The following is a 12,444-nucleotide window of genomic DNA, read 5'->3' on the forward strand; positions in this document are numbered from 1 at the left end:
GAATCAAAGCTCTAAGTCCCCCGCTGTTCTTTCTAGTATCACAATGGTTGCGTTATCTTGATTCTTCAGACGTTTCTGTTCAACCGCTTCAATGATTTCCTGAGCTATATCATATGGAGCTATCTTCTGAGAAAGAATTCTTTCCATTTCTACTTCAGTTAAACTGTTATAAACACCATCACTATATAAACAAACCTTGTCACCCTTGTTCAGTTTGATAGCTTCTCTCCCAATTTCCATATTTTTATACCCTTCGTACCCTAGATAATTAATCAATCTTTTTTTCATAGGATTTTTTTGGACGTCTACCTCAGTAATTTCCCCTGAAAGATAGCGTTCCTCCAATATAGATTCAAAAGTATGCTTTTGGTTAACCGGGATGAATTCACCATTCCTAAAAATAGTAATTATGCTATCCCCTACTGCTCCCCAATGTAAATACCCTTGTTCATCAATGACGGCAGCAACTAATGTTGTTCCACCACTTGTGCCATTCAGCTGTTGAACAATCTGATTGTTACTTTGCAAGGCCACTTTCCTGAAAAAATCTTCTACATTATCGAGTCGTTCTAATTGTGAGTACTCACGTACAAATGTTGTCACAACAAGCGTGCTCGCTATTCTGCCATTTTTTAATCCGCTAATACCATCAGCTAAAACAGCTAGCGTGCCATTTTTAGTTGTAGCTGTAGAGAAGTAATCATCTTGCTCCTTGCGTCTTCCTATCGTCTGTCCATTACCGATTTCCACACTGAACTTCGTCCCTTGAAACGCCAGACTTTTCCTTATGAAAAGTAACAATAAAAGTACAATTAAAAATCCAAGTACAATTATGTATGGTATCAATCCTTGTTCTTCCATTCGCTCATCATTCCTCGCCCTGATTGTTTTCCCATTCAAAGTGAACACCACATAAAGGAATAAAGAGAAATTTGCTTCTGCCTAACTGAATCACATCGTATGCTGATAATTCAGTCGGCGTATAGACAGCCTCATTATTAAGATAGGCTAACCCAGACGCATCACCTGGCAGCATGAAGAAATTCCTTTTTTTATGATCATAGACAATGACAGCGTGGTTTCGTTTTGAAATAGTGTTATCCCCAATAATCCGAATATGCATTTCTTCTGCTCTTCCAATAAAGTTTTTTTCAGATAGAATTCTATAATCTCGGCCCATTTGCGGCCCCTCAATACATATTAACCAGCCTGTTACAGGGTCAATCCCTTCCACTTCTCCAAAGTAAGGCATTGTTTTGTCGTCCTCTTCAACCCCCATGGTTGGTTGGCTATTCGGCTTTGAAAATTGCTCAACCACAACATTACAATAGGGACAAACGCTCCCGTGTCTTCTTGAACTAAACATATGACCATTTGCACATCTAGTCAAACTCATTTTCGTCATTCCTCCATTTATGTATCAATTCAAGTATCTTCTTATTTCACTAGTAGTCGTGTGTTCGCTATGTATAAAATATCTCCTGTATTTATACGATAGTGACTCTCATGCCGTAACTTACTTTTAATACGTTTTTCTGCCTTTTTAATGCCAATACCATATAGGGAATCAATGTCCTCAATGTACCAGATACCCGAAACGCAATTGAGCACGGCGTGGTCGTTATTAATGAGTGATTCGTACTCCGTAGTAGATAAGTCGATATCAACTTCTCTCTCACTGGAGCTTTTACCAATCAGTAGAGAGGTTTCACCTTCTATTAACCATTCGTTCATTTTTTCACCTTGTTCATTCAAAAGATATAGCTTCGTAATTCCCGTACCAGCATCTTCATATTCAAAATTTTTAGACTCGTATTTCATCAATGCATAGCCTATCCCAACTATCGCCAAAAGGATTCCGACTATATATTTCACTACAATAATTTCTCCTACCAAAAAGATATAAACCATAATTAGAAGTGCTAATAGAATGATAAATATATCAATCACAAGAATACTCATCTTGTGATTGCTCTTGACCTCTTGTACATTTGTATCGAAAGAATTATTTGTTTCAATCATTGCTTCATCCCCTTAAATCTTGGCCAAAAATGGAGTAGCCAAAATTATTAAATATACATAATAAAAAATACTACGGCTCAGAGTATAAGATTCGTAGTTTTTCCATTTGAGAAGATTTAAATAACCGCTACTATTTATTTTTTAAAATACCTTTCAAATAACTCTGTCGTATCGATTGGGTTTTTCTTTTCAGAAGTCTGTTTTGCCGAGGACATTTCCTTTGTTTTTGGATTAAAACCAAAAAAATGCTCGAAGTTTTTTTCTAAATCACCAAAATCAAACTGCTGTTTATGCACCTCAGCTTGCTTATTCTTGGGAGTAGGGTCACTGTTTGAATCAGCTTGACTTTGACTAGTTCCTTTTAACCGAGCGTCGTATGTTTGTCTCGAAGCTGTGTCCTTCAACACACGATAAGCTTCCTGCACATCTTTAAAGATTTTTTCGGATTTCTTACTTCCATCATTTACATCTGGATGATGCTTTTTCGATAACTGTCTATACGCTGTTTTTATTTCTTGCTGCGTTGCATTTCTATCAATGCCTAATACCTTATAATAGTCTCTCATTTTTTCATCCCTATAATTTAACTTTATTTAAAATGATATAAGGGACTTTATAGTCCCTTATATCATTCAAACTAGAATAATCACTTACGCCAAAGCCTAAATCAATTGCGCCTCGGCGTAATTACGTTGGGATTTTGAATTGTGCACAGCACAATTAACTCCTCTCAAAATCTCTAACATCCGCCGGAGGCTTAACAAGGAGGTGTTTGGACACCCACTGAATTTGAATGCATATCTAGCATTCATCCCGCCACTAAGGAGAAATGGAGGACTTCTGCAGAATCAAGTTAAACGGAGTAGCCGCCTTCAATTTTAGCTAAATCTGTTTTATCCTTTTTCTGCTTGATGAATAGATAAAACTCACCAATTCCTTCGGTATCTCCAAATTTCTCTGTGTAATCGACAACGAATGCATTCGGGAAATTAATTTTTCTGACGACTTGATCAGCAGAGATTACTTCCAATGTTACCTTCCGATAACAGTCAGCCTTTTCAGCAGGTACTAGAGACCATAAGCTAAGTTTCATCGTGTCATCAGAATTATCTCCATCTGTTGCAGTAAGAATTTTTCCTTTAATCCGTAGAGTTGCCCCTACATCTGTTGATCTTGCATTGGAATCATCTGGTGTATCAGTTGCATACTCCACTGCAATAATACTTTCCAAGCCTAATTCGATTGTTTCTGGTCCTTCTACTTTTAATACAAATCCCATTGATATTACCCCCTATAAATTCGATGTTTTTTCCAGAAAACATTGCTGTATTCCAGATCTATGTCAATAGATTCATTTTAGAAACGAATCTAAAACATACTTAATTGGTATGCCTTTTTCTAGTAAAGAGACAGACTAAAAATCATCTTATGCTTTAACCGCACTTGTCCCTTTTGTGATCATAACCTCAAGATTCTTCACGTTACCATTGAAAACAAGATCAATCTGACACAAGCTACTCTTCTCATCAATCGTGTAGCCAATATCATCTCCATCTTGAATAACAGAATTGACAAATCCTTTGTCATTCAGCCATTTACTCTTTTGGCTGCTTGGGTTGTTACTAAAAAATCTAACAATATTATCATATTTAAAATCACCAGATTGAAAGCGTAGAATTCTCTCGATATACGTACTAACTTGTGTTTTGTAAATAGAATCGAATCCATCCTCTTCCATCGCTAAGCTTCTAGCTTTATAAACAGTGATGCGTTTAATATCTGTATTCTGTAGCTGAGCATTTTCAGATGAGAAAACAAATCCAAAATTGCGTCTATTTATGGCATCTTTAATATTATTCGTAAAGCCAGATATTTCTTTAGCCATCGTTGTAACAGCTCGCAGTGAATTATCCCCGGCCTCAATATCAAAGCGAACGCCTGGATGATCTTTTTTCACATCACGGAACGACTCTTTCAAGTAATCTGGACATTGGTAAGCAGCAACAATACCTGCTGCCACATAGCTAGCCCCTATATAGACTCCTTCAATCCACAACTTCAGGATATCTTCTTTTTCTTTCGAAAGTCGTGCACCATTTTCTGTACTTTGCATTCTAGTATCAATAATGACACCCGATTTATCTTTTGGGATAACAGTAAAGTTCGGAATACAAGGAATTGCAAACTCACTGTAGTCTTTTCTTAACAAGACCGAACATTTGTCGATAAAGCGGTCAATTCCTGCCGTAGCAATTCCGTTAAAAGTCGTTTCCTCTTCTGTCATGAAACTAAAAAATACTTGTATTTTATAGTCTTTCACGGCATCTAAAAGCATCGACAATGACTCCATTGTGTTTCCTTCTTGTTTTGCAACCTTGTCATTTCCCTTAAAGCGTGCTCTAGTCACCTTCAATTTATCGGTTGGCTCCAATTCTAAAGAAGGGACAATGCCATACCAGACCGTATCTGTAAAATCATTTTTGGAGTTTACAGTATTTAAGTAAGTATTTAGTCTAGGAATATTATTGCTCTTCACTAACATGTCCAGCTTTGTATTCGTAACGAGAAGGGATGGTGACATTCCTTTGTTTTTCGTTGCGTATTGATCGAAAAACATCTTGACGCCCAATAGTTTCTCTACTAACGGTTTAACTGTTTTGACAAACTCATCTTTTGCATCCTTATAGAACTCCAGGTATGTATTATAGTTCTGCACTTCTGTTGTAATATCAACATCGGTTTTCACAACTGGCAAAGGAGAAAAAGTTCTAACAACCAGATCCTTCACATAAGCAGAAGGAGATTCTGTAATTGACTCATAATCTTCTTCAAAAACAGTACTTAGTCCATTGCCGCTATTCTCATCAATGAGCATTATTTCAGTACTATCACTTTGGGGTGCCTCGATAATTTTCAATTCACCCGTTTCACCAATCGTAAGCGTACCAATCTGAAGTTTTTCAGATTCATTTGCTTCCTGATTATTTCCAAGTAGTAGTCTTGTCTTAATATCCTCAATGGCTAATGGCAGCATCGCCATTACGTTGTTGTAGTTTCTACTCGCCACTTCAAACATTAAGTTCAACTTATCTCCCGTATCCAGCTTCTTTGGATCGCCCTCATCCAGTTGATCATACTCACCATAGAGATAATGAATTTCTTTTCTTACCTGACGAATATCATCCATGACCTTCTTTGGCGATATCATATCGAGAAGATTTTCAAACTTGAAATCTACGTTCGTTATGCCTTGACTGCGTTTGGTGTCAATTAAAGTAAATAGCATTTTCAAAAAATCATTGTTTTGATCGATAGCAATTTCAGAAATACAATCATCTTGGATTCCTTCGGGCCTTTTGAGTGTATACATCACTTTTTGATTTGCAGCATTGTAGAAGGAATACACTGTTGGAGAAAACTTGTCTAAAAACTCATCGAAGTTTTTGACAAGAAGATGCTCATTGATTTCTTTAATCTTTTCATCGCTAAGGCTATCAATCCCCTTCACATCACCTACAAGTGTGATGATATCCAGTTTTTCTGGATTGATTTCCTCAAAGAGCATCGTTCTGTTCGTTTGATTAATAATATCCACTAGTACGGCTGTAAAACACCATAAGCTTTAAGTTTATAGCGCCTACAGCCACCCCTCCCTTATATGACTATTTTGAATAAACTTGAGAACTAGTAAAGAGGTAACATTGCTACTTTCTACATACTTCAATCAATAGATTAATTTACTTATATTTCCCTGTCAATCTATTCTAGGAAAAAAACGCTATTTCAGGAATTTAGTCGGATAAAAAACTAAATAAACAGTCATTTATAACCATATGTTTCTAGATCATACTCATTGTGTTATTTTTTGTATCTTCTAAACTATTGATAACATATTTATATAGTCGACTTTAGGAGTTGATTATTCCTATTCTCTTAATTTCCAAAGACAAAGTATAATTAGCTACAATTTCAATTCAAGCTTTTCATCAAGCTTTTCGTTTTCAATATAAATACTTCTAGTAAAATAGATATCGTGAAAAAACGTAGTGAAAAGCACCTTTTTTTAGGTTGTACTGCAAGCCCCCACATAATGATGCCAGACATGATAGGACTTACCTTTGGGTTATGTTTTCTTACACTTTTCATCCCGTCCTCTATTAAACGTTGCGACATATCTAATGGAGCTACGCCACTAAGTGAATAGTAAAAAATAGCTGCTAGGCTATAGATATCAGTGGGTATCCCCTGCTTTGAACTCGCAGAATGAAGCTCTAATGGTGAATAGCTAGTAGTAGTAACTATAGCGTGCCCTTCGTCCTTTTTATAATAGACGGCTGAACCGAAATCAAGTATTCGAGGGATTCCTTCTTCGTCTATCATAATATTGCTAGGCTTTATATCGCGATGAATAATACCATTTTTATGAATATATTTAACAGCACTTAGTAAAGGTATTAAGGTTTTCCGTAAAAAATCAGCACTATAAATTTCTTGATTTTCCCTAATGTATTGATCAAGAAGCTGTCCCTCACAGTACGCCATTATAATATAAGCCGATCCATTCGCTTCAAAGTAATCGTAGTATTGTACAATATTACCATTAACCAACTCTTTCATGATCTGGGCTTCGCCTGAAAAAAATTTCATCCAATCTGCATACTTCTTTTTAGTCGAGGGTAATCGGCTAATGATTGTTTGGTTATCCAAATCGCGTAAGGCGAGTTTTCTTGGAAAGTATTCTTTGATGACTAGCGTTTCATGTGTCTTTATATGTTCTCCCATATAAACAATCGACAATTCACTTATTGAAATAACCTTCTTGATCTTATATGTATTTTTCAATAGAATATTTTCTTGAAGACTAACCTCATTTTGAATAGTAACCATTAGATTTCCCCCTTCACATCTTTTTATATCCATAATACACTAGTTTTGTAATTTAAATAGCCATATTATCCAAATTTAATTTCCTTCCAATCATGACTCAAAGCTCTTATTAACTTAAACCAACTGCCACTACCACCTTCGCTAGTTCGAAACTCGTTCCCTTTAAACTATGTCCATACCTAAACGCACCTAAAAAAGTCGATTTATCCTACAGAGAATCCATCGACTTTTAAAAGTAAATTATTCATAAATAACTAATTCACACTTCAGTTATTTTCCCTTGTATTCATTTGGCTTTTCCAGAATATAAATTGTCAAATCCATCCCTTCTCCTCCGCCGTTGTGATCGCCTCAATTTTATTTTTTGCTTCTAATTTCTGAAGAATTTCAGACATATAGTTTCGAACTGTTCCGGCCGATAAAAACAACTGCGCTGACATCTCCTTCGACGTTTTGCCCTCTGCTGCCAGCTTCAAAATGTCCTGTTCGCGGACGGTCAGAGGGTTATCTTGATGGTATGTATTAATAATCAATTCAGGGGCAAATTCATGCTTCCCTTTCATCACACTCCGAATAGATTCTGCAAGATCGTCAATAGAGCCGTCCTTTAACAAATAGCCATGGACCCCCGCCTTCACTGCACGTTCGAAATAACCAGGACGAGCAAAAGTCGTCAGCATAATGACCTTGCAAGAAGAACCACACTGTTTTAATGCAGCAGCTACTTCCAAGCCACTTTTCACAGGCATTTCAATATCCATGAGACAAATATCCGGTTGCAATTGGTTAATGAGCTGTAGTGCCTCTTCTCCATTTTCTGCCTGTCCAATGACTTCCATGTCCTCTTCAAAATCGAGCAATGCACCAAGAGCCCCTCGTAGAATGCGCTGGTCTTCAGCGATGACAATGCGTATCATAAAGCAATCGCCTCCCCCTTCACAATGACTGGAACAGCTAACTCAACTATCGTTCCCCCCACTGATTCTATGGTCAATGTTCCCTCTATGAGTGCTAGGCGCTCCCGCATCCCAGATAACCCATTGCCCTCACCATCATTTTCTCCAACTCCTATCCCATCATCCTGAATAATAATGGTGAAATTCCCAGCCCGATACCCAAAGGTGACAAAACAATTTTGTGCTCCGCTATGTTTGACAATATTGGTCGCCGCTTCACGAAGGCACATCCCTATAATATTTTGCTGTAAAGGTGGTAGTTCCGATTTTAGGGTTTCCTCTCCTATATGTAATTGAATGCTTGCTGCCTTCAAAATTTGCTCCATATCCGCTAATTCCTCAGCAATTGTGATAGCTCTCATATCGGAGACGAGTTCCCTCACTTGTTGGAGTGCAGCACGTGCTGTCGTTTCGATTTCTTTTGCCTCAGTTTTCGCACGTTCAGGATATTTGTCAGCAATTCGTTGCACAAGCTGACTTTGTAGCGTGATTAATGACAGTGTATGCCCTAACGTATCATGCAAATCTCGAGCAATGCGAACCCTTTCCTCCCGTTTAATGAGATCCTTAATTTGTTCATTAGCTTGGTCCAATTGTTGTTCTAAATCCATTCGCTCATTCATCGAACGTATCCCATATGGCGCCCCTATCATCACAATAGCAAATAGCAAAAAGTAAAAATAATTATACATCACACCTTGCATAATGATTGTTGAAGTAATGGCAATTGCAAATAATAATAATGCGCGATTAAAACGTTTTTTATCGCTAATCCAGCCAATAAAATTTGCCGGGAAAAATCCCATAAATAAGTTATATGGATCATATCCGACACTTAAAATCATAACAATGGCTATTTGTATGGCTAACCAATAAGAAAAGCTCTTCTGGGAAATCAAACTATACAGCTGCCAATATGACACAAGAAAAAGCAGTAGCAGCACATAACCGATTACTGCTTTTAACCCTGTTTCATTTATTACATAATAAAGAGGCATAACTAAATAAACTAAATAAATATATGGTAAAACTCCATATCTCTCCGGGAAAACTCGAAACTTTTCCACACCTACACCGCTTCCTGTTTCCTTCGTATATACATTGATAATACCATGAATAAAATGAGATAACCTGCCAATATTGCAATGTTTTTCAGTTCTGGTGCGCCGCCTCTTATAATTTCCCATGCACCATTACCATAATTATATGCCGGAAGCCAAGCTCCGATTGCCTGAATCGTTTGAGGCAATACTTCCATCGGCATCCACATGCCACCTGTTATCGCCAACAGCATATAGAGAAGATTACTAACCCCACTAGCAGTTTCCACCCGCCTCATAGTCCCTATCAACACACCAATTCCGAGGAATGGTAGCGAACCAAGTAAAATCCAACAGCCACTCATAATCCATTGTGAGGCGGATAATGAAACCCCATTTAACACTACACCCGCTATAAAAATAACTGCAATGGAGAATGCATGGACGATAGATTGCCCAATCATTTTCGCCATCGAATACTGTAAGCCAGAAAGTGGAGTTACTTTCATAAATGTTGTCCAACCTTGTGAACGCTCTTGTACCAATCGGATACCAAGCGTCATAATGGCACTCCCCATCACACTAAAACTCGTCATCGACATCAAATAATGAGCACCCCAAAGTTCTTTATCGGCAATATCTGCGTTGACAACCTTAGTGAAAATATAGTAAAAAACAATTGGCATCAAAAGTGACCAAAAAATAAAATATGGATTACGGAACATACGATACATTTCCGCTTTACATTGGTTCAAGAAAATTGTCATTTACATCGCCTCCTGCTGTGCGACCGTCAACTGTTCGAATGCTTCTTCAAGCCGACCTTTTTCAATCGCTAGATCACGGACAACTAGTTGATCAGCATAGATTTTTGTAAGGATTGCATCTGTGTCATTCGTTATAATACACGTCCTATCTCCTTGAATATATACATCAGATACTTGCGATAATCGTAAAAATTCTTCTTTTGGAAATGGCTGTTCTGCAATGAAGGATACTGACTGTTTTAGCAAATTACCTTTAATAGCTTCTGGTGTACCATCCGCAACGACCCTCCCCTTGTTGAATAAAATAATGCGTTCGGCCACATCATCCGCTTCCTGTAAATAATGCGTAGAAAAAATAATGGTCTTTCCTTGCTTAGTAAGTTCTTTGACAGTCTCCCAAAATACTTTACGTGCTGAGATATCCATCCCAACAGTCGGTTCATCGAAAAACAATAAATCAGGATTTCCTGCCAATGCCAACGCAAATCCAACCCTGCGCTTTTGCCCGCCTGACAGCTTGTCAGTCCGCTTATTTAAATCCTCTTCATTCAGACCAGTGAAGCTAATGAGTTGCTTCATTGACAATGGATTCGGATAATAACTTCTAAATAACTGGAGTATCTCCTTGACTTTCAAACCATCCATTAAACTCACTTCCTGCAGCATGACCCCAATTTTTTCACGAACTCTTTTATCCCTTGCATCTGCGTTAAACAGCCTTGATTCACCCTTTGTAGGATGTAAAAGACCAAGCATCAGTAACATCGTCGTACTCTTCCCCGCTCCATTCGGCCCAAGAATCGCAACAATTTCCCCGCGCTTAATCGAAAAAGAAACATCATCTACCGCTTTGTTGTCTTTAAAAACCTTGGTCAGCTGTTGAATTTCTACTGCATAGTCCATGAAACCACCTCCGTATATAGTCATTTCATTGTATGTCGTTTATAAAATCACTATCAGTAGACTATGTCATGATTACAAGATGACAAATGTCATCATTTCATAACAAAGAGACGATAACCACAGTCGGTCATCGTCTCTTTGTTATAGTTCGAGTAACAAGCACTCAGTATTATTTCCCCATCAATTCTTGAATAAATTCAATAGGTACATACGTTTTCATTGGTTCAAGAAGAGCCGGAGCTACTTCAAAATGGCGTAGGGATTTGTTGAAGCCATATGCTGTTTCACCACGTGTAATTGTATAAGATTGCACACCTTTTGACAGGATTGCCCCTTTACCTGTTGTTTCTACTGTGTAGCCAAGTTCCTCAGCAAGCAGTCGAAGTGGAACCATTTTTGTTCCATCTACTTCATAGACATCATTACCCATCATTTCCTCGATAACAGAGTCAGCCACATTTTCCTCATTCGCATCTTTTTGATCCAACACAACTACTTTTGAAGGTGGTGTTTGTGCCGGAATGCTTCTTGTTGTAATTGTGTAGAATACGAGTAAATTTTGCTCGGCTACATCAGCAATGGTTACTTCTTTGCCTGATAAGCTTGATAACTCCGTTTCTTCACTCACATTTAATTTTAATGACAGGTTAGTATCCAACAACTCTTTGTCAAATGTGCCTACAGCGGCAAAGCCTATTTCTTCTGTTTCAACAATCACTACCTCCGGGCTATATTGCGGTGGATAAATTGCTGGAGCTGGTTTGTTTGCATAGATATGAGCCATTACGTTATCGCCTTTTTTCAACTCAGCCTTTTTGCCAGTATTATCAAAGACAAGTGTATCAGCTGTGACTACTAGGACATTGATATTTTCTTCATCCTTCATTGTATAGTAGGTCGTATTGTCACGTACATCTACACTATCAATTGTGCCTGCAATTTTAACGAAAACTGGTTGTACTTGTGGTACCTCACTTGTTACAACTGGACCTTCATTCGCAGATACTGTTGGTACAACGTATGCACTCCCTACCAATAGAGCTGTCATAGCAAATGGTACGATTTTTGTCATTTTCATAAAAAGCCTCTCCTTTTTCTATCGAACTCATACTAGTAGTCGTTTTTGATAGAAAAAGGTTACACTAATATTAGCAATCATCATGATTACTAGACCTATATGTACGGCTCCCCGGTAATTTCTTAATCGCATTCCACGCTTCAATTGCTTCTTCACGACTTTTCCCTTTATTGTTAGGATCCGCGAAAAAATCACGTGTGAACTGATTGTATTCAAATTGAGGAGCAATTTCCTTTTGGTAGGATGGGTCTTTCTGTCGTTGTTCTTCTTCATGCCAGGCATAGACAACATCCCGATATGTCTTACCAACATTATTTTTAAAGTAGTTTTGAATATAAGTAGAGAAGTGAAATTTAGGATGAATGGCCTCCTTGAAAAAAGCCCTTACCTGCTGACTGCAACGATGGTTTTCCGTAATCACTGTATCCAGACTTAATGTCGTCTGTGTTTGAGATTTCACCTTACCTGTAGTATTTCTTAATGGCTTTTTGATTTCGCCAGTTTGAAGAAATGTTGTGATTCGATCAGCTATCTCTATTTTCGAACCCGCCGCACTCATACCATTATCACGACAAAAAGTTTGCAACTCTTCCTTTAGCCAATAAAAATCACTAAACTGCTGAACGTTTAGTTCCTTTGAAAGAATAGGCCTCAACGCTAACACCTCCGAACTTTTTACTTAATCACCATTATAGAACGTACATTCCTTTCAGTCAATTTAATCCCTACTTTTTAGCCAAGATTGTATAATGAAACAACTCCCCCAATCCATTTTAGACTGGGGGAGTTGT

General features: G+C 37.8%; 13 protein-coding genes. All 13 read right to left on the reverse strand.

Going from position 1 to position 12,444, the window contains the following annotated elements:
* Positions 1–3: 3 nt before the first annotated feature.
* The gene (locus N1I80_RS15125) at positions 4–861 is read right to left on the reverse strand and encodes a PP2C family protein-serine/threonine phosphatase (protein WP_340738684.1); all 858 of its coding nucleotides are present in this window, start codon (positions 859–861) and stop codon (positions 4–6) included.
* Positions 862–868: 7 nt separating this feature from the next.
* A complete protein-coding gene (locus tag N1I80_RS15130) occupies positions 869–1,396 on the reverse strand; it encodes an FHA domain-containing protein (protein WP_340738685.1) in 528 nt (175 codons plus the stop codon).
* Positions 1,397–1,437: 41 nt separating this feature from the next.
* Positions 1,438–2,022: an FHA domain-containing protein gene (locus N1I80_RS15135; RefSeq protein WP_340738686.1), complete on the reverse strand. Its 585-nt coding sequence runs from the start codon at positions 2,020–2,022 to the stop codon at positions 1,438–1,440.
* A gap of 134 nt (positions 2,023–2,156) precedes the next feature.
* Positions 2,157–2,588: a J domain-containing protein gene (locus N1I80_RS15140; RefSeq protein ID WP_340738687.1), complete on the reverse strand. Its 432-nt coding sequence runs from the start codon at positions 2,586–2,588 to the stop codon at positions 2,157–2,159.
* Between the two features lie 287 nt (positions 2,589–2,875).
* Positions 2,876–3,301 carry a membrane-associated protease 1 gene (locus tag N1I80_RS15145; protein WP_340738688.1) on the reverse strand — a complete coding sequence of 142 codons (426 nt, stop codon included), beginning with the start codon at positions 3,299–3,301 and terminating at the stop codon, positions 2,876–2,878.
* A gap of 147 nt (positions 3,302–3,448) precedes the next feature.
* On the reverse strand, positions 3,449–5,617 hold the full coding sequence (locus N1I80_RS15150; protein ID WP_340738689.1) for a transcriptional regulator: 2,169 nt from the start codon (positions 5,615–5,617) through the stop codon (positions 3,449–3,451).
* Between the two features lie 374 nt (positions 5,618–5,991).
* Positions 5,992–6,909 carry a serine/threonine-protein kinase gene (locus N1I80_RS15155; protein WP_340738690.1) on the reverse strand — a complete coding sequence of 306 codons (918 nt, stop codon included), beginning with the start codon at positions 6,907–6,909 and terminating at the stop codon, positions 5,992–5,994.
* A gap of 314 nt (positions 6,910–7,223) precedes the next feature.
* The gene (locus N1I80_RS15160; RefSeq protein ID WP_340738691.1) at positions 7,224–7,826 is read right to left on the reverse strand and encodes a response regulator transcription factor; all 603 of its coding nucleotides are present in this window, start codon (positions 7,824–7,826) and stop codon (positions 7,224–7,226) included.
* On the reverse strand, positions 7,823–8,932 hold the full coding sequence (locus tag N1I80_RS15165) for a sensor histidine kinase (RefSeq protein ID WP_340738692.1): 1,110 nt from the start codon (positions 8,930–8,932) through the stop codon (positions 7,823–7,825). Before N1I80_RS15165 ends, N1I80_RS15160 begins: the two co-directional genes overlap by 4 nt.
* 2 nt (positions 8,933–8,934) lie before the next feature.
* Positions 8,935–9,672, reverse strand: a complete 738-nt coding sequence (locus tag N1I80_RS15170; protein ID WP_340738693.1) for an ABC transporter permease — start codon at positions 9,670–9,672, stop codon at positions 8,935–8,937.
* A complete protein-coding gene (locus N1I80_RS15175) occupies positions 9,673–10,575 on the reverse strand; it encodes an ABC transporter ATP-binding protein (RefSeq protein ID WP_340738694.1) in 903 nt (300 codons plus the stop codon). It lies immediately after the preceding gene.
* A 169-nt stretch (positions 10,576–10,744) separates the two neighbouring features.
* Positions 10,745–11,653, reverse strand: coding sequence for a stalk domain-containing protein (locus N1I80_RS15180; protein WP_340738695.1), 909 nt, complete (start codon positions 11,651–11,653; stop codon positions 10,745–10,747).
* Positions 11,654–11,723: 70 nt separating this feature from the next.
* A complete protein-coding gene (locus tag N1I80_RS15185) occupies positions 11,724–12,308 on the reverse strand; it encodes a DUF6434 domain-containing protein (protein WP_340738696.1) in 585 nt (194 codons plus the stop codon).
* Between the last annotated feature and the right edge of the window lie 136 nt (positions 12,309–12,444).

Source organism: Sporosarcina sp. FSL K6-3457 (assembly GCF_038007285.1).
Taxonomy (GTDB): domain Bacteria; phylum Bacillota; class Bacilli; order Bacillales_A; family Planococcaceae; genus Sporosarcina.

What these genes read in the sequence shown, in the direction of transcription:
- N1I80_RS15155 (WP_340738690.1), bottom strand. Translation starts at nt 6,909, where the DNA reads ATGGTTACTATTCAAAATGAGGTTAGTCTTCAAGAAAATATTCTATTG.
- N1I80_RS15145 (WP_340738688.1), bottom strand. Translation starts at nt 3,301, where the DNA reads ATGGGATTTGTATTAAAAGTAGAAGGACCAGAAACAATCGAATTAGGC.
- N1I80_RS15175 (WP_340738694.1), bottom strand. Translation starts at nt 10,575, where the DNA reads ATGGACTATGCAGTAGAAATTCAACAGCTGACCAAGGTTTTTAAAGAC.
- N1I80_RS15160 (WP_340738691.1), bottom strand. Translation starts at nt 7,826, where the DNA reads ATGATACGCATTGTCATCGCTGAAGACCAGCGCATTCTACGAGGGGCT.
- N1I80_RS15170 (WP_340738693.1), bottom strand. Translation starts at nt 9,672, where the DNA reads ATGACAATTTTCTTGAACCAATGTAAAGCGGAAATGTATCGTATGTTC.
- N1I80_RS15140 (WP_340738687.1), bottom strand. Translation starts at nt 2,588, where the DNA reads ATGAGAGACTATTATAAGGTATTAGGCATTGATAGAAATGCAACGCAG.
- N1I80_RS15125 (WP_340738684.1), bottom strand. Translation starts at nt 861, where the DNA reads ATGGAAGAACAAGGATTGATACCATACATAATTGTACTTGGATTTTTA.
- N1I80_RS15130 (WP_340738685.1), bottom strand. Translation starts at nt 1,396, where the DNA reads ATGAGTTTGACTAGATGTGCAAATGGTCATATGTTTAGTTCAAGAAGA.
- N1I80_RS15135 (WP_340738686.1), bottom strand. Translation starts at nt 2,022, where the DNA reads ATGATTGAAACAAATAATTCTTTCGATACAAATGTACAAGAGGTCAAG.
- N1I80_RS15180 (WP_340738695.1), bottom strand. Translation starts at nt 11,653, where the DNA reads ATGAAAATGACAAAAATCGTACCATTTGCTATGACAGCTCTATTGGTA.